This window comes from Streptomyces sp. S465, from assembly GCF_026898115.1.
GTDB lineage: Bacteria > Actinomycetota > Actinomycetes > Streptomycetales > Streptomycetaceae > Streptomyces > Streptomyces luomodiensis.
Map to the genome: position 1 here is coordinate 9,570,970 of NZ_CP114036.1, position 19,585 is coordinate 9,590,554.

Genomic DNA, 19,585 nt, shown 5'->3' on the forward strand with positions numbered 1-19,585 from the left:
TCGGCGACGACCGCCGTTACGGTCGCACCACGGCACGGCCGGACATCGGCGGGGCATCGTCGAGGCCCTTCCCCGGCGGGCCCCGGCTTCCCGCTGGTGTCTCGGCCGCGTGGCCCTCCGCGAGAGGGGCGCACAAGCGCCGCCCGTGGCCGAGCCAACCGACGGGACGGCACGGTGACCGCGGGGGCCGGCCGTAACTGTGGCTCCTACCGATGGCGTGCACCGGCGCGTCCTTGGAACATCGCACCCGTTGGAGTGGATGCACGGTTTGGACTGGCGTCTGGATCCCTGGCTGCCGTCGGATTGCGACTGCCTGAAGACCACAGTCGTTCTCCTTCCTTCGTCGGATGCGCTCGCCCGTAAGGAGTTCTTGTGATCCCCGCGTCGTATGCGCAGCGTCAGATGTGGTTCCTGGACCAGCTGGAAGGCCCGACCGCGCTCTACAACATCCCGCTGGTGCTGCGGATGTCCGGACGGCTGGACGTCGTGGCGCTCCGGGCCGCGCTGAACGATGTCCTGGCCCGGCACGAGAGTCTGCGCACGCGTTTCCCGCAGGTGGACGGGGAGCCGTACCAGGAGATCCTTCCCCCGGACGAAGCGAGCGTCGACCTTTCCCTGGTTCCCACCCCCGCCGACGAGCTGGATTCCGCTGTCGTCCGAGCGTCCCTGGACGTTTTCGACCTGGCGGCCGAGATCCCCCTGCGGGCCACACTGCTCACGCCGGTGTCCGGAGGACCGCCGGCGGAACGCGACCTGGTGGTCACCGGTGAGTGTGTGCTGGTGCTGGTGGTGCACCACATCGCGGGCGACGGATGGTCGGTGGCCCCGCTGTGGCGGGACCTCTCAGCGGCGTACGCGGCGCGGTGCGCCGGACGTGAGCCGTGCTGGGAGCCGTTGCCGGTGCAGTACGCCGACTACAGCCTGTGGCAGCGGGAGTTGCTGGGTGAGGCGCACGACCCGGACAGTGTGCTGGCCGGGCAGCTCGCGTACTGGCGGCAGGCCCTGGCCGGGGCGCCGGAGGAATTGGCCCTACCGGTGGACCGGCCGCGGCCGGCGACAGCCGATCACGACGGCGGACTGGTGCGGCTCGACCTGCCGGCCGAACTGCACGCAGCGCTGGCGGAGCTGGCGGCACGGCAGGACGTGACCCTGTTCATGGTGTGGCAGGCCGCGGTGGCGGTGCTGCTGTCGAAGCTGGGCGCGGGTGAGGACATTCCGATCGGCAGCCCGGTCGCCGGGCGGACCGACCAGGACCTGGAGGACCTGGTCGGGTTCTTCGTGAACACGCTGGTGGTGCGCACCGACCTGTCCGGTGTCCCGACCTTCAGCGAGCTCTTGGGACGGGTGCGACAGGCGGCCCTGGGCGCCCTGGAGCACCAGGACCTGCCGTTCGAGCGGCTGGTGGAGGAGCTGGCCCCGGTCCGCTCGGCGGGCCGGCACCCGCTGTTCCAGGTCAACGTCACACTCCACAACACCCCCGAGGGGACGGTGGACCTGCCGGGCCTGGCGGTCCGGGCCTGCCCCAGCGAGATTCCCCTGGCCAAGTTCGACCTGGACTTCCAGGTGATGGAACGATTCGACGGCCAGGGTCGGCCGGCCGGTATGGACGCCGTGCTCATCTATGCCGCCGCCCTGTTCGACCGGGCCACGGCCGAAGGCATCGTCACCCGCCTCGTCCGGGTCCTTCGCAAGGTCGTCGCCGATCCTGACATCGGGCTGGACCGGGTCGAGGTGGTGGACGCCGACGAACGCCGGCGGACGCTGGTCGAGTGGAATGACACCGCGCGCCCGGTGGCGGCCGCGACGGTGCCGGAGCTGTTCGGCGCGCAGGCCGCACGCACTCCTGAGGCCGTCGCGGTGGTATCGGGCGGGGAGCGGGTCTCGTACGCCGAACTGGAGGCGGAGTCGAACCGGTTGGCCCGGTACCTGATCGCGAAGGGTGTGGGTCCGGAGTCGCTGGTGGCGGTGGTGATGGACCGCTCGCCCGAGCTGGTCACGGCGCTGCTGGCGGTGATGAAGGCGGGTGGTGCGTATCTGCCGGTCGACCCGGAATATCCGTCCGAGCGCATCACCTCGATGGTGACGGATGCGGCCCCCGTCGCCTTGCTGACGACTGCTGCGGTCTCCGGCCGCCTGGACCGGGCAGGATCACATGCCGGACTGTCCGTGGCGCAGTGGGTCGTGCTGGATGATCCGGTGGTGCGGGCCGCGGTGGCCGGGCAGGACGCACACGCCCTGGTCCAGGCCGACCGAGGCGCCCCACTCCGGCCCGAGCATCCGGCCTATGTCATCTATACCTCCGGATCGACCGGTGCTCCCAAGGGTGTTTCCGTCGCTCATGCCAATGTGGCGGCCCTCTTGCAGGGGGCGGGGGAGCGGTTCGGCTTCGACAGCGGGGACGTGTGGACCTGGTTCCATTCCTTCGCGTTTGATTTCTCGGTGTGGGAGCTGTGGGGTGCGTTGCTGCACGGCGGGCGCCTGGTGGTGGTTCCGTTGGAGATCTCGCGCTCCCCCGAGGAGTTCCTGCGCATGCTGGCGCGGGAGCGGGTGACGGTGCTCAGCCAGACGCCCTCGGCGTTCTACCAGCTCGTGCGGGCCGACGGGCAACATGCGCAGGTGGGTGCCGAGCTGGCGCTGCGGCTGGTGGTGTTCGGCGGTGAGGCGCTTGATCTCCGCCGGTTGCGGGAGTGGTACGCCCGGCACCGGGGTGAGGCGCCGATGCTGGTGAACATGTACGGCATCACCGAGACCACCGTGCATGTCAGCCACCTCCGACTCGACGCGGCCATGGCGGACGAGGAACACCTCGGCAGCCTCATCGGATACCCGCTGGACAACACTCGGGTATACGTCCTCGACGACTTCCTCGATCCGGTGCCGGTGGGCGTGGCGGGTGAGTTGTACGTGGCCGGTGCTGGGCTGGCCCGGGGTTACCTGCACCGTCCGGGCCTGACCGCCGAGCGGTTCACAGCCTGCCCGTTCGAGGGTGCTGGTGCGCGGATGTACCGGACCGGGGACGTGGTGCGCTGGACCGGTGGCGGTCGGCTGGAGTTCGTGGGACGGGCGGATGAGCAGGTCAAGGTCCGGGGTTTCCGGATCGAGCCGGGCGAGGTGGAAGCCGTGCTGCTCGCCCACGAACGGGTGGGGCAGGCCGCGGTGGTGGTCCGAGAGGATCAGCCTGATGACAAGCGTCTGGTGGCGTATGTGGTTCCGGCAAGGGCTGAATCCGCCTCTGGTCACGGGCGTGATGCGACCCTGCGTACGTACGCGAGCGAGCGCCTGCCCACGTACATGGTGCCGTCCGCGGTGGTGGTGCTGGACGGCCTGCCGTTGACGGTGAACGGGAAGCTGGACCGGAAGGCGCTGCCGGCGCCTGACACGTCCGTGTCGGTGCACGGGCCGCGTACACGGCGGGAGGAGATCCTGTGCGAGGAGTTCGCTGAGGTCCTCGGGCTGCCCCAGGTGGGCATCGATGACAACTTCTTCGAGTTGGGCGGGCACTCGCTGCTCGCGGTGTCGTTGGTCGAACGGCTGCGACAGCGGGCTTTGACAGTTGACGTGCAGTCGTTGTTCACCGCACCGACGGTGGCCAGTCTGGCCGTGGTGGCCGGTCAGTCCGAAATCATGGTCCCGCCGAACATGATTCCGGTGGGGGCAGAGGCGATCACGCCGGACATGCTGCCGCTCGTCGATCTGACCGGCGAGGAGATTGACCGGATCGTCGAGCAGGTCCCGGGTGGGGCGGCGAACGTGGCGGACGTGTATCCGCTGGCGCCATTGCAGGAAGGCATCCTCTTCCACCACCTCATGCGGGACGGCAGCAACGACGCGTACGTCGTGTCCATCGTGTTGGAGTTCGATTCCCAGGCCCGTCTGGACCGGTACCTGGACGCTTTCCAGACGGTCGTGGATCGGCATGACACATTCCGGACGGTGTTCCTGTGGGAAGGCTTGCGGGAGCCGGTCCAGGTGGTACTCCGCGAAGCCACCTTCCCCGTTGAGGAAATCACCCTGGACGGCGGAACCTCTGACGCGGTTCAGGAGCTGCTGGCCGCGAGCGGATCGGCGATGGACATCGGCCGGCGTCCGTTGTTGCGCATGTGTGTCGCGGCCGGCCCGGACGGTGAACGCCGGCGTGGGGTGTTGCAGTTCCATCACCTCGTGCAGGATCACACTGCCCTGGATGTGGTGTTGGACGAGGTGCAGGCGGTCCTGGACGGGCGAGGGGACCAGCTCCCGGCGCCTTTGCCGTTCCGCACGTTCGTGGCGCAGGCACGGCTGGGCGTACCTCCGGCCGAGCACGAGCGGTACTTCGCGGGGTTGCTGGGAGACGTGGCCGAGCCGACGGCTCCGTTCGGCCTGGTGGACGTGGATGGGGATGGAACGGCTGTCAGGGAAGCCCGGCTGCCGGTGGACGGGCGGTTGGCGGTGCGGTTGCGGCAGCAGGCCAGCCTGCTGGGGGTGAGCCCGGCGACGGTGTTCCACACCGTGTGGGCCCGCGTCCTGGCGTCGGTGTCCGCCCGCGATGACGTGGTGTTCGGCACCGTGCTGTTCGGACGGATGAACGCCGGAGCGGGTGCCGACCGTGTCCCGGGACTGTTCATCAATACGCTGCCGGTGCGCGCGCGCACCGGCAGCAGCATCAGTGTGCGTGACGCGCTGCGCTCGATGCAGACCCAGCTGGCCGACCTGATCGTGCACGAACACGCCTCACTGGCCGTTGCCCAGCGGGCCAGCGGCGTCCGCGCCCCGGCTCCGCTGTTCACCGCTCTGCTGAACTACCGCCACTTCTTCAGCGGCGACTGGGTGGCGCCCAGGCCACACGGGACCGAGGTCCTCGGCTCCTGGGACCGTACCAACTACCCCCTGGTCGTGTCCGTGGACGACAGCGGCTACGAGTTCGCCTTCGTGGTGCAGGTGGCCGCGGCGATCGACCCGGAGCTGATCACCCGCCTGCTGCACACCACCACCGAAAACCTGATCAACGCTCTGGAACGGCATCCGGACACCCCGCTCGAGCACATCGACGTCCTCCCCGCGGCCGAGCGGTGGCGGATACTGGCGGAGTGGAACGACACCGCCCGCCCGGTGCCCGTCACCACCCTGGCGGACATGTTCACCGCCCAGGCCACCCGCACCCCCGATGCCGATGCTCTGGCCTACGACGACGTGCGGCTGTCCTACGCCGAGCTGGAGGCACGTTCCAACCGCCTGGCCCGGTATCTGATCACGCGCGGAGTGGGGCCGGAGTCCCTGGTCGCGGTGGTGATGGATCGCTCGCCCGACCTGATCACCGCGCTGCTGGCGGTGGTGAAGGCCGGTGGCGCCTACCTTCCCATCGACCCCGCCCAGCCCGCCGAACGCGTCGCCTTCATGTGTGCCGACGCCACCCCCGTCGCCCTGCTCACCACCACGGCGATCGCAGGCCGACTGCGTGCATCCCACGCGGACGGACGCGGGCCGGAGACCGGCCCGCAGTGGATCACGCTGGACGACCCGGCGGTCCGGGCGACGGTGGCCGGCCACGACCCGCGCGCCCTCACCCAGGCCGACCGGATCGCCGCCCTGCGTCCGGACCACGCCGCCTATGTGATCTACACCTCCGGCTCCACCGGGACGCCCAAGGGCGTCGTGGTGGAGCACGCGAACGCCGTGAACCTCCTGGCCGACCGCTGGCCGGACCTGGACTCCGACAGCCGGCTGTTGCAGTTCGCGTCGATCGGCTTCGACGTCGCGACCTGGGAGATCATGATGGCGTTCTCCGCAGGGGCATGCCTGGTGGTGGCGCCGGCCGAGCAACTGCTCCCCGGAGCCGGACTGGGCGGTGTGGTCGCCCGGCACGCCGTCACGCACATGCAACTGCCGCCCACCGTCCTCGGCATGGTCGAGACCGAGGCGGAACTGGCGTCCGTACGGACGCTGCTGGTCGCGGGTGAGGCACTGGGCGCCGAACTCGTCGACCGGTGGGGCGCCGGCCGCTGGTTCGGCAACGCGTACGGACCGACCGAGATCACCGTGATCGCGACCTCCGCAGGCCCGCTGCGCCCCGGTGACCTGCCGTGCATCGGCCGGCCGCTTCCCAACACGAGCGTCTACGTCCTCGATGAACACCTCGCGCCCGTGCCGGTGGGGGTGGTGGGCGACCTGTACGTCTCCGGCGCCGGTGTCGCCCGGGGTTACCTGAACCGCCCAGGGCTCACCGCCGATCGGTTCGTGGCCGATCCGTTCCGCGGGGCGGCCGGGAGGTGCCCCCAGCCTGATGCCGGGCGAGGCGGGCGCATGTACCGCACCGGCGACAAGGTGCGCTGGACCGCGGACGGTCAGCTCCTCTACGTCGGCCGCGCTGACGACCAGGTGAAGATCCGCGGTTTCCGGATCGAGCCGGGTGAGGTCGAGGCGGTGCTCTCCGGGCACGGGCGGGTGCGGCAGGCTGTGGTCATCGTCCGTGAGGACACTCCCGGTGACAAGCGACTGACGGCCTACCTCGTCCCCGCCGGCGACCCCGGCACGGCCGCTGGCGAAGGGCTGGAGTCGGCAGTACGCCGGTACCTGGCGGACATGCTGCCGGAGTACATGGTTCCGTCCGCGATCGTGGTGCTGGGGCGGCTGCCGCTGATGGCGAACGGCAAGCTCGACCGGGCCGCCCTCCCAGTGCCGGACTATGCCTCCGGCACGGGACGGAGCCCTGTCACCATGCGCGAGGAGCTGCTGTGCTCGCTCTTCGCACAGGTGCTGGGCCAGCCCCGGGTCGGGCCCGAGGACGACTTCTTCTCCCTTGGCGGGCATTCACTGCTCGCGGTGCGGCTGGTCAGCAGGATCCGCGCGGTCTTCGGCGCGGAGGTGCCGGTGCGGGCGCTGTTCGAGGCGCCGACCGTGGCCGCTCTGGCGGTGCGGCTGGAGCGGGCCGGTGGTGTGCCTGCGCGGCCTGCGGTGGTGGCCGGGCCGCGTCCGCCGGTGCTGCCGCTGTCCTACGCTCAGCGCCGGTTGTGGTTCCTGCACCGGCTTGAGGGCGCGAGCGCCTTGTACAACGTGCCGCTGGTGCTGCGATTGTCCGGGCGGCTGGACGTGGCGGCGCTGCGGGCGGCGCTGGGCGATGTGGTGGCGCGGCACGAGAGTCTGCGGACGCGGTTCCCGGAGGTGGAGGGGGAGCCGTACCAGGAGATCGTGCCCGTTGCCGAGGCGGACGTGGATCTGCCGGTGATCCCGGTCGCCGCCGACGAGCTGGAGGCGCGGATCGACCGGGCATCCTCCCACGCCTTCGACCCGGCGGCCGAACTGCCGCTGCGGGCCACTGTTTTCGCGCGCGTCCCGGACCAGCCGCCGGCAGAGGATGGCCTGGTGGTGACGGGTGAGTCCGTGCTGGTGCTGGTCGTGCACCACATCGCGGGCGACGGGTGGTCGATGGGGCTGCTGTGGCGGGATCTGTCGGTGGCGTACGCGGCGAGGTGTGCGGGGCGTGCGCCGGGCTGGGAGCCGCTGCCGGTGAGTTACGCGGACTACACGCTGTGGCAGCGGAAGGTGCTGGGTGAGACGGACGATCCGGACAGCGTGCTGGCCGGCCAGATGGCGTACTGGCGGCAGGCGCTGGCTGGGGCGCCGGAGGAACTGGCCTTGCCGGTGGACCGGCCGCGGCCTGCGGAGGCCAGCCACCGGGGTGGGCTGGCCGGCTTCCAGGTGCCTGCGGAACTGCATACCGAGCTGGCGGAGCTGGCCCGTGCCGAGGGCGTGACGATGTTCATGGTGTGGCAGGCCGCGGTGGCGGTCCTGCTGTCCAAGCTGGGCGCGGGGGAGGACGTCCTCATCGGCAGCCCGGTCGCCGGGCGCAACGATCAGGCCCTGGAGGAGCTGGTCGGGTTCTTCGTGAACTCGCTGGTGGTGCGCACCGACCTGTCCGGTGACCCGACCTTCGCCGAGGTGCTGGGGCGGGTGCGGCGGTCTGCTCTGGGCGCGCTGGAGCACCAGGACGTGCCGTTCGAGCGGCTGGTGGAGGAGCTGGCCCCTGTTCGTTCCATGGCCAGGCACCCGCTGTTCCAGGTCGCCCTGACGCTGCACAACGTCCCCGACGCAGCGCTCGACCTGCCCGGGGTCGAGGTCGGCGTCATGCCGTCCGGGGCACAGGGCGCCAAGTTCGACTTGGACCTCGAGGTCATCGAGCGTTTCGACGCGCGGGGTCTGCCGGCCGGTCTGGACGGCGGCATCGTGTATGCCATCGATCTGTTCGACCAGGCCACGGTGGACATGCTCGTCACCCGGCTGATCCGGGTCTTGCGGGCAGTCGTGAGTGATCCCCGGCGGCCCATCCGTGTAATCGGCCTGCTGGACGCCGCGGAGCGGCAGCGGATCCTGACAGAGTGGAGTGATGCCGCGCGTTCAGTGCCGGCGGGCACGGTGCCGGAGCTGTTCGGCGCGCGGCCCGCCCGTGCGTTCGACGCCGCGGCGCCGGTACCCGATGGGGAGCGCCCATCGATCGCGTATCCGCCGGCCAACACGCGTGTCTACGTCCTGGACGCCTATCTCGAACCGGTACCGCCGGGGGTGGCCGGTGAGCTGTACATCGCCGGCGCCGGGCTCACCCGTGGGGAACGGCACCGTCCGGGGCCGGTCGCCGGGCAGATTGTGGCCTGTCCGTTTGAGGAACCCGGTGCACGGATGTACCGCACCGGGGACGTGGTGCGGTGGAACCGCGCCGGCCGGCTGGAACTCGTGCGCCGGGCGGAAGAGCAGGCGGAACCCGCCTCCGCCGCCCTGCCTGCCCGATCCGGCGCGGCACCGGGAAGGCGACCGGCCACGGTGCGCGAGGAGCTTCTGTGCGCGGTCTTCGCCCAGGTGCTGGGCGTGCCGCAGGTCGGGGTCGACGACAGTTTCTTCGAGCTGGGCGGACATTCGCTGCAGGCGGTGCGGCTGGCCAGCCGGATCCGCACCGTGCTGGGAGTCGAACTGCCCGTCCGTGCCCTTTTCGAGGCGCCGACGGTGGCCGCTCTGGCGGTGCGGCTGGAGCGGGCCGGTGGTGTGCCCGCGCGGCCTGCGGTGGTGGCCGGGGAGCGTCCGCCGGTGCTGCCGCTGTCGTACGCCCAGCGGCGGTTGTGGTTCGTGGACCGGCTCGAGGGCGCGAGCGCCTTGTACAACGTGCCGCTGGTGCTGCGGTTGTCCGGGCGGCTGGACGTGGCGGCGCTGCGGGCGGCGCTGGGCGATGTGGTGGCGCGGCACGAGAGTCTGCGGACGCGGTTCCCGGAGGTGGAGGGGGAGCCCTACCAGGAGATCGTGCCTGTTTCTGAGGCGGGCGTGGACCTGCCGGTGGTCCCGGTCGCCGCCGACGAGCTGGAAGCGGAGATCGAGCAATCGGCGTGCCACGCCTTCGACCTCGCGCGCGAGTTGCCCGTGCGGGCCACACTGTTCGCGCCCCTCTCGGACCAGCCGCCGGCAGAGGATGGCCTGGTGGTGACGGGTGAGTCCGTGCTGGTGCTGGTCGTGCACCACATCGCGGGCGACGGGTGGTCGATGGGGCTGCTGTGGCGGGATCTGTCGGTGGCGTACGCGGCGAGGTGTGCGGGACGTGCGCCGGGCTGGGAGCCGTTGCCGGTGAGTTACGCGGACTACGCGCTGTGGCAGCGGGGGATGCTCGGCGATCTGGAGGATCCGGACAGTGTGCTGGCCGGCCAGGTGGCTTATTGGAGGGCCGAGCTGCGGGGTGCGCCGGAGGAGTTGGAGCTTCCGGTGGACCGGCGGCGGCCCGCGGTGGCCAGCCATCGAGGCGGCTGGGCGGTGATCGACGTTCCGCCGGAACTCCATGCCGACCTGGCGGAGCTGGCCCGTGCCGAGGGCGTGACGATGTTCATGGTGTGGCAGGCCGCCCTTGCGGTGCTGCTGTCCAAGCTAGGTGCCGGTCAGGACATCCCGATCGGCAGCGCGATCGCCGGACGGACCGACCAGGCGGTGGAGGACCTGGTCGGGTTGTTCATGAACATGCTGGTGGTGCGCACCGACCTGTCCGGTGACCCGGGCTTCGCCGAGCTGTTGGGGCGGGTGCGGAAAAGGGCGCTGGGTGCGCTGGAGCAGCAGGAGGTGCCGTTCGAGCGGCTGGTGGAGGAGCTCGCCCCGGCCCGCTCGCTGACCAGGCACCCGCTGTTCCAGGTCACCATGACGGTGCAGAACGTTCCCGAGGCGACGATCGACCTGCCGGGCCTGGACGTCGAAGCGCGCCCGAGCGGGGCCACCATGGCCAAGCTCGACCTCGACTTCCAAGTCGTCGAGGTGTTCGACGATCAGGGACGGCCCGGCGGCCTGCGCGGCGGGCTCACGTACGCCACCGACCTGTTCGACCAGACCACGGCGGAGACGCTGGTCACCCGGCTGATCCGCCTCTTGAAGACCGTCACCGCCGACCCTGCCCGTCCCGTCAGCCGCCTGGACCTGCTGGACTCCGCCGAGCGACGGCGACTGCTGACGGAATGGAGCGGCGACCGCCGCCCGGCCGCCGTCACGGTGCCGGCGTTGTTCACCGCGCACGCCACGCGCGCCCCTGAGGCCATTGCCTTGGCGTCTGGCGAGGAGCGGGTCTCGTACGGTGAGCTGGAGGCCCGGTCCAATCGTCTCGCCCGGCATCTGATCGACCGCGGGGTGGCCCCCGAGTCCCTCGTCGGCGTGGTCATGGACCGGTCGATCGACCTTGTGACCGCTCTGCTGGCGGTGCTGAAGGCCGGCGGCGCGTATGTGCCCGTCGACCCCGGCCAGCCGACCCAGCGCATCGGGCAGGTGCTGCGGCAGGCCGATGTGGAGGTGTGCCTGGTCGACCAGGTGTACGCGCCGACCGTGCGGGAGCACGTCGGCACGGTGGTCGTGGCCGACGCGGACGAGGCGGGCGCCGGGTGGGCCGAAGCGCCGGACTCGGCCGTACCGGTGCGGGTCCTGCCCGACCAGTTGGCCTACGTGATGTTCACCTCCGGATCGACGGGTGAGCCCAAGGGCATCGCGACCACCCACCGGGACGTGGTGGAACTGGCCGGTGACCGCTGCTGGCACTTCCCCGGGCAGGCCCGGGGTCTGTTCGCCGCGCCGCACACCTTCGACGGCTCCACCCTCGAGCTGTGGGTACGGCTGCTGACCGGCGGACAGGTGGTCGTCGCCCCCCGGGGCCGGATTGGCGCGGCGCTGCTCAGGTCGCTGGTCAGCGACCACGAGCTGACCCACGCCCAGCTGACCGCGGGTCTGTTCCGGGTGATCGCCGAGGAGGACCCCACCGCCTTCGCCGGGCTGCACGAGGTGTTCACCGGCGCCGACGTGGTCCCCGCCGCGGCGGTACGGCAGGTGCTGGAGGCCGTGCCCTCGATCACGGTCCGCAACACCTACGGCCCGACCGAGGTGACCGTCATCGGTACCCAGATCCCGATCCGGGACCCCAAGGCGATCGGGGATGTCGTGCCGGTCGGGTATCCGCTGGAGAACACGCGGATATACGTGCTCGACGACTATCTCAACCCCGTGCCGGCGGGGGTGGCCGGTGAGCTGTACATCGCCGGCGCCGGCCTGGCCCGGGGGTATCTGAACCGTCCCGGGCTGACCGGTGAGCGGTTCGTGGCCTGCCTGTTCGAAGGCGGCGGTGGGCGCATGTACCGGACCGGCGACGTGGTGCGGTGGAACCGCGCCGGTCAGTTGGAGTTCGTGAGCCGGGCGGACGACCAGGTGAAGATCCGTGGCTTCCGTGTCGAGCCGGGTGAGGTCGAGGCGGTGCTGGCCCGACACGAGCAGGTGGCCCAGGCGGTCGTCGTCGCCCGCGAGGACACCCCCGGTGACAAGTACCTCGCCGCCTACGCCGTGCCCACCCAGGACGCGGCGGACGCGGGACTGGCCACGGTGGCGCGGGACTTCATGGCGAACCGGCTGCCGCAGTACATGGTTCCGTCGGCGGTGGTGGTGCTGGAGCGGCTGCCGTTGACGGTGAACGGCAAGGTCGACCGGGCCGCGCTGCCCGCGCCGCGCCGCGTGTCCGGCACCGGCACCGGAACGGCCAGGCAGCCGGCCACCGTGTACGAGGAGCTTTTGTGCGCGGTGTTCGCCCAGGTGCTCGACGTGCCCCGGGTCGTCGTGGAGGACGACTTCTTCGCGCTGGGCGGGCATTCCCTGCTGGCCGTGCGGTTGGTCAGCCGGATCCGGGCGGTCATGGGCCTGGAGGTCCCGGTCCCGGCGGTGTTCGATGCGCCGACGGTGGCCGGTCTGGCGGCGCGGCTGGAACAGGCCGGTGGTGTGCCCGCGCGGCCTGCGGTGGTGGCCGGGCCGCGTCCGCCGGTGCTGCCGCTGTCGTACGCCCAGCGGAGGTTGTGGTTCGTGGACCGGCTCGAGGGCGCGAGCGCCTTGTACAACATTCCGCTGGTGCTGCGGTTGTCCGGGCGGCTGGACGTGGCCGCGCTGCGGGCGGCGCTGGGCGATGTGGTGGCGCGGCACGAGAGTCTGCGGACGCGGTTCCCGCAGGTGGAGGGGGAGCCCTACCAGGAGATCGTGCCCGTCGCCGAGGCGGGCGTCGACCTGCCCGTGGTCCCGGTCGCCGTCGGCGAGCTGGACGCGGAGACCGACCGGGCGTGCTCGCACGCGTTCGACCTCGCGAGCGAGCCGCCCCTGCGCGCCACGCTGTTCACCTCGGGAACCGGCCGGCCGTCACCCGATGCCGGGTGGATGGTCACGGGCGACTGCGTGCTGGTGCTGGTCGTGCACCACATCGTGGCCGACGGCTGGTCCATGGGGGTGCTGCTACGGGACCTGTCGGCCGCCTACGCCGCCCGCCGCGCCGGGCGTGCGCCGGGTTGGGAGCCGTTGCCGGTGAGTTACGCGGACTACGCGCTGTGGCAGCGGGGGATGCTCGGCGATCTGGAGGATCCGGACAGTGTGCTGGCCGGCCAGGTGGCTTATTGGAGGGCCGAGCTGCGGGGTGCGCCGGAGGAGTTGGAGCTTCCGGTGGACCGGCGGCGGCCCGCGGTGGCCAGTCGCCGCGGTGGCTGGGTGCCGCTGACCCTGCGGGCCGACCTGCATGCCGCGTTGGCGGAGCTGGCGGCCCGGCAGGGTGTGACGATGTTCATGGTGTGGCAGGCCGCGGTGGCGGTGCTGCTGTCGAAGCTGGGCGCGGGTGAGGACATTCCGATCGGCAGCCCGGTGGCCGGGCGGAACGACCAGGCCGTGGAGGACCTGGTCGGGTTCTTCGTGAACACGCTGGTGGTGCGCACCGACCTGTCCGGCGACCCGGGCTTCGCCGAGCTGTTGGGGCGGGTGCGGAAGAGGGCGCTGGGTGCGCTGGAGCACCAGGAGGTGCCGTTCGAGCGGCTGGTGGAGGAGCTCGCCCCGGCCCGCTCGCTGACCAGGCACCCGCTGTTCCAGGTCATGCTGGCGGTGCAGAACGTTCCCCAGGCGACGATCGACCTGCCGGGCCTGGACATCGAGGCCCGGCCCTCCGAGGTCTCCATGGCCAAGTTCGACCTCGACTTCCACGTCGAAGAGCGCTTCGACGACCAGGGCCGGCCGGCCGGTGTGAACGGCGGGATCACCTACGCCTCCGATCTCTTCGACCGGGCCACGGCCGAGACGCTCGCCACCCGGCTGGTCCACATCCTGGGCACGGTCGCCGCCGACCCCCACCGGTCCCTCCACGGAATCGATCCGCTCGTCGCCGGCGAGCGGCGGCGGATCCTGACCGAGTGGAACGACACAGCACGCCCGGAACCCGCCGCCACCGTGCCCGAGCTGTTCGCCGCGCAGGCCGCCCGTACCCCCGACGCCGTCGCGCTGGTCTGCGGCGACGAGCGGATGACGTACGCGCAGCTCGACGCGGAATCCAACCGCCTCGCCCGGCACCTGATCGACCACGGGGTGCGCCCCGAGTCTGTTGTCGCGGTGGTGATGGACCGTTCGCCCCAGAGGATCGGCGTGCTGCTGGCAGTGCTGAAGGCCGGGGCCGCCTATCTGCCGATCGACCCGACGTATCCCACTGGTCGCATCGGTCTCATGGTGGCCGACGCGGCCCCGGTCGCCCTGGTCACCACGGCGTCCTTCGCCGGCCGACTCGACCAGCCCGACTCCGGCCCCCTCGACCCGGAGTCGGGCCCGGACCGGATCACGCTGGACGATCCGGCGGTGCGGGCGGCGGTGGCCGGGAAGGACGACGGCCCGCTCACCCGACTGGACCGTGCCGCACCGCCGCGTCCTGACCAGGCCGCCTACGTCATCTACACCTCGGGCTCCACCGGCACCCCCAAGGGGGTCACGGTCACCCATCGGGGAATCGACCGCCTGGTCCGTCCGGCCGAGTACGCCGATGTACGTCCCGGCGACGTCGTGGCGCACCTCGCCTCGGTGTCGTTCGACTGCACCACCTTCGAGATGTGGATCGCCCTGGCCCATGGGGCGACACTCGCGGTCGGCCCCGCCGGAACGCCGTCCGTGGCCGCTCTCAGCCGCTTCCTGACCAGCCACCAGGTCACCGTCGCGGTGCTGCCCACGGGGCTGTTGCACCAGGTGGTGGACATCGACGTGGAGGCGCTGCGAGGCGTCCGCAGCCTCCTCACGGGCGGGGACGTGCTCTCGGTACCGCAGTGCCGGACCCTTCTCCAAGCCCTGCCGCGCACCCGGCTCATCAACGGGTACGGCCCGACGGAGAGCACCACCTACACCCACACCCACCCGGTCACCGAGGTTGACGTCGGCGACGGGAGCGACATCCCCATCGGGCGCCCGCTGGCCGACACCCGGGCGTATGTGCTGGACGAGCGGCTGGCTCCGGTGCCGGTGGGAGTGGCCGGAGAACTGTATCTGGCCGGCGGGGGGCTGGCCCGGGGGTATCTGAACCGTCCGGGGCAGACCGGTGAGCGGTTCGTGGCCTGCCCCTTCGAGGGGGCCGGTGCGCGGATGTACCGGACGGGCGACCTGGTGCGCTGGGCCCGTGGCGGGCAGTTGGAGTTCGTGGGCCGCACGGACGACCAGGTGAAGATCAGCGGCTTCCGTGTCGAACCCGCCGAGGTGGAGGCGATGCTGGCCGCGCACGAGCTGGTCGCCCAGGCGGTGGTCGTCGCCCGCGAGGCCACCTCGGGTGGCAAGCGCCTGAACGGCTATGTGGTGCCGTCCGACGCCGCTCTCGCCGGAAAGCCGGACGGGTCCGCGGTGGCCGGCGCGATACGGGAGTCCCTGGCGGCCCGGCTTCCGTCGCACATGGTGCCGTCGGCGGTGGTGGTGCTGGAGCGGCTGCCGCTGACGGTGAACGGCAAGGTCGACCGCGCCGCGCTCCCGGAGCCGGACCACGCCTTCGGCGCCGGTGCGGGACGGACGCCGGCCACCGCCCGCGAGGAGCTTGTGTGCTCGGTGTTCGCGCAGGTACTGGGGCTACCGCGGGTCGGGGTCGAGGACGACTTCTTCGCCCTGGGTGGGCATTCCCTGCTGGCGGTGCGACTGGTCAGCCGCATCCGGGCAGTCCTCGGGGTGGAGATCTCCGTGCGCACCGTGTTCGAGGCGCCGACCGCGGCCGGTCTCGCCCGGAGGCTGACACAGCGCGGTGGCCCGGCGCGGCCGGCGGTGGTGGCCATGGCGCGTCCGCGCGAGCTGCCGGTGTCCTACGCGCAGAGCCGACTGTGGTTCCTGGACCGGCTCGAGGGCCCCAACCACATGTACAACATCTGCCTGCGGTTGCGGCTGTCCGGGCACCTGGACACCGCGGCCCTGCGGGCGGCCCTCGCCGATGTCGTGGCCCGGCACGAGAGCCTGCGGACCACCTTTCCCCTGGTGGGTGATCAGCCGACCCAGCGAATCCGGCCCGTCGAAGAGGTGGCCATCGAGCTGCCGGTCACCGCCGTTGAGGCCGAGGAGCTGGAGGAGCGCCTCGGCCGGCTCGCCGCCCACGCCTTCGACCTCGCCGCCGAACTGCCGCTCAGGACCGACCTGTTCCGTCTGATCCACGGTGAGTCGCCCGACGGCGAGGAATGGGTGCTCTCGGTGGTCCTCCACCACATCGTCAGTGACGGGTGGTCGATGGGTCCGCTGTGGCGGGACCTGTCGGAGGCGTACGCGGCACGGTGTGCCGGCCGTACGCCGGATTGGGAGCCGCTGCCGGTGAGTTACGTCGACTACACGCTGTGGCAGCGGGCGCTGCTGGGCGACAGGGATGACCCTGAGAGCGTGCTGGCCAGGCAGGTGGCCTACTGGAAGGACCGGCTTCGGGCGGCGCCCCAGGAGCTCGCCCTCCCGGTGGACCGGGCGCGGCCGGCGGTGGCCAGCCGTCGTGCCGGATGGGTGCCGCTGCGGATACCGGCGCAGGTGTATGCACGGCTGACCGAGCTGGCGCGCGGTCAGGGGGTGACGATGTTCATGCTGCTCCATGCGGCGGTCGCGGTGCTGTTGTCGAAGAGCGGCGCCGGCCGGGACATCGTGATCGGCAGCCCGGTGGCCGGGCGGCTGGATCAGGCCCTGGACAACCTGGTCGGGTTCTTCGCCAACACCCTTGTGCTGCGCACCGATCTGTCAGGTGACCCGGACTTCGTGGAGCTGCTCGACAGGGTGCGCGCGGCCAGTCTGGAGGCGTTCGAGCACCAGGACGTTCCCTTTGAGCGCCTGGTGGAGGAGCTCGCCCCTGCCCGTTCGATGGCCCGGCCCCCGCTCTTCCAGGTCCTGCTCGCCGTGCAGAACAACCCTCCGGCGGTGCCGCGGCTGCCCGGTGTGCGGGTGGCCGAAAAACCCGCCGGGTTGCTGTCGGCCAGGTTCGACCTGGACATCGAGGTCCACGAGCGGTGTGACGAAGCGGGGACGCCGGTCGGCCTGGACGGCGGGATCGTGTTCGCGGCCGAGCTGTTCGACCAGCGCACCGTGGAGACGCTGGCGGCCCGGCTGGTGCGGGTCCTGGAGGCGGTCACCGCCGACCCCACCATGCCGGTCCACCGCATCGACCTGCTCGACGGCGCGGAACGGCAGCGGATGCTCCAGGAGTGGAACGACACCGCCCGCCCGGTGCCGGACGTGACCCTCGCCGATCTGTTCCGCCGGCAGGCCGACCGCGCCCCCGGCGCCATCGCGCTGGTCTCCGAGGGCGAGCGGGTCTCCTACGCCGAGCTGGAGGCGCGGACCAACAGCCTCGCCCGGTACATGATCGGCCATGGGGCGGGGCCGGAAACCGTGGTGGGTGTGGTCCTCGACCGCTCGGTGGAACAGGTCGTCGCACTCCTGGCCGTCATCAAGACCGGCGGCGCCTACCTGTCCATCGACCCCGACCAGCCGCTCCACCGCATCGACCAGGTGCTCGCCGACGCCTCCCCCGGGGTTGTGGTGAGCACCGGCGAGGTCACCGCCCGCCTGCTGGAACGCCATCCCGGCCAACCCGAGTCGGCGCGGACCGCGGCGGAGTGGATCAGGCTGGACGATCCGGCGGTGCGGTCGGCCGTGGCCGCGGCCGACGTCCGCGCGGTCACCGACACCGACCGGACAACGCCACTGCGGCCCGGCCATCCGGCCTATGTGATGTACACCTCCGGGTCCACCGGCACCCCGAAGGGGGTGACCGTCCCGCACCACGGGGTGGTCAACCAACTGGCGTGGATGCAGGAGGAGTTCGGCCTGCGAGCGGCTGACCGGATCGTGCAGAAGGCGTCGTTCGGGTTCGACGCGTCGGTATGGGAGCTGTTCTGGCCGTTGCTGAACGGTGCCGGGATGGTGATGGCCCGGCCGGGCGGGCATCGGGATCCCGCGTACCTGACCGAGTTGATCAGCAGGGAACAGGTGACGGTCATTCAGTTCGTTCCCTCCATGCTGCGGGCGTTCCTGGAAGACGTCGCCGTGGAGAAGTGCACCACTCTGCGGGCGGTCCTATGCATCGGGGAGGCGCTCCCGGCGCCGGTGCGCGACCGCTTCCAGGCGGTGCTGGCGGTGCCGTTGCACAACCTCTACGGTCCCACCGAAGCCTCGGTCGCCGTCACCTCATGGCGGTGCGATCCGGAGCGGGACGGCGGGACGGTGCCGATCGGACGGCCCATCCGGAACACCCGGGCGTATGTGCTCGATGGAGGGCTCCGGCCCGTACCGCCGGGCGTGGCCGGTGAGTTGTACGTGGCCGGCGACGGGCTGGCCCGGGGGTATCTGGGACGACCGGCGCTGACGGCCGAGCGGTTCGTGGCCTGCCCGTTCGGGCCGGCGGGTGAGCTGATGTACCGGACCGGGGATGTGGTGCGGTGGGACGCCGAGGGTCGCTTGGTGTTCGTCGGCCGTGTGGATGAGCAGGTGAAGATTCGGGGGGTCCGGATCGAGCCGGGTGAGATCGAGGCGGCGCTGACCGGGCACCGGCAGGTGGCGCAGGCGGCGGTCGTCGCCCGGGAGGACACCCCCGGTGACCCGCGCTTGGTGGCCTATGTCGTTCCGGACTCCGGGAGCGGTGACGGGGGAGCTGGTGACGCCGGAGTCGGTGACGCCGCAGTGCGGCTGGCTGCGGTGGTGCGGCAGTTCGCGGCGAGCCGGTTGCCGGAGTCCATGGTGCCGTCGGCGGTGGTGACGCTGGAGCGGCTGCCGTTGACGGCGAACGGCAAGCTGGACCGGGCCGCGCTGCCCGCGCCGGACTACTCGGCCGGCACCGGAAGGGGCGGGCGGGGCCCGGTCACGCTGCGGGAGCAGCTGCTCTGCTCGATCTTCGAGCAGGTGCTCGGGGTGTCGTCCGTCGGGGCCGAGGAGAGTTTCTTCGAGCTGGGCGGGCACTCGCTGATGGCGGTGAGCCTGGTCAACCGGATCCGGGCGGTCCTGGGCATCGAGGTGCCGATGCGGGCGGTGTTCGAGGCGCCGACCGTGGCCGGCCTCCTCGGCCGGATCACCGAGGGTGGCGAGCAGAAGGCCACGGATGTGCTGGTGCCGATACGGTCGACCGGCGACCACGCGCCGTTCTTCTGCGCCCACGCCATCATGGGGCTCGGCTGGGAATACGGCTGGCTGGCCGACTGCGCACCAAAGCGGTATCCGTTCTACGCCCTGCGGCCCCGGGGCTTGGACGCGGCCTCGGCCGAGCTGCCTGATTCCCTGTCGCAGATGGCTGCCGACTACGTCGCGCAGATCCGTACCGTGCAGGCCAACGGCCCGTACCACCTGCTCGGCTGGTCTTTCGGCGGCCACGTCGTCCAGGAGATGGCCGCTCAACTGGAGGAGGCCGGTGAAGAGGTGGCGGCCTTGGTCGTGCTCGACTCGGCCCCGGTGGACGGCCGTCCTACCGCCGAGGTGCGGGCGGGCTTCGCCGAGCAGGAGGACACGGTGGCCGAGGCGCTTACCGGTGAGGAGCACGAGGCGTACGTCCGAATCGTGCGCAACAACACCAAGATCCTGCTGGCGCACCAGACGCGGAAGACAGCCGGCAACCTGCTGCTGATCTCCGGCGACTCGGACCCGAAGGCCGGCCTGTGGCGCCCCTTGGTCTCCGGCGAGGTGCTGGAGCACACACTCGACCGCTCGCACCGCGAGATGCTGCTGAACTCCAAGGCCGCCCGGCAGATCTGGGACATCGTGGCGAACGAACTGGGCCTGGCTGAGGCTGATGAGCCCCTTTTCGGGGGGATTCCCTTTCCCGGGTGCTGATCTGCCGCAGGTCACCGAC

At 71.4% G+C, this 19,585-nt stretch carries 1 protein-coding gene; it reads left to right on the forward strand.

The annotated features are described in order from the left end of the window. The first annotated feature begins 372 nt into the window (after positions 1 to 372). Positions 373 to 19,566: a non-ribosomal peptide synthase/polyketide synthase gene (locus N6H00_RS39770; protein WP_268976778.1), complete on the forward strand. Its 19,194-nt coding sequence runs from the start codon at positions 373 to 375 to the stop codon at positions 19,564 to 19,566. Positions 19,567 to 19,585: the final 19 nt, after the last annotated feature.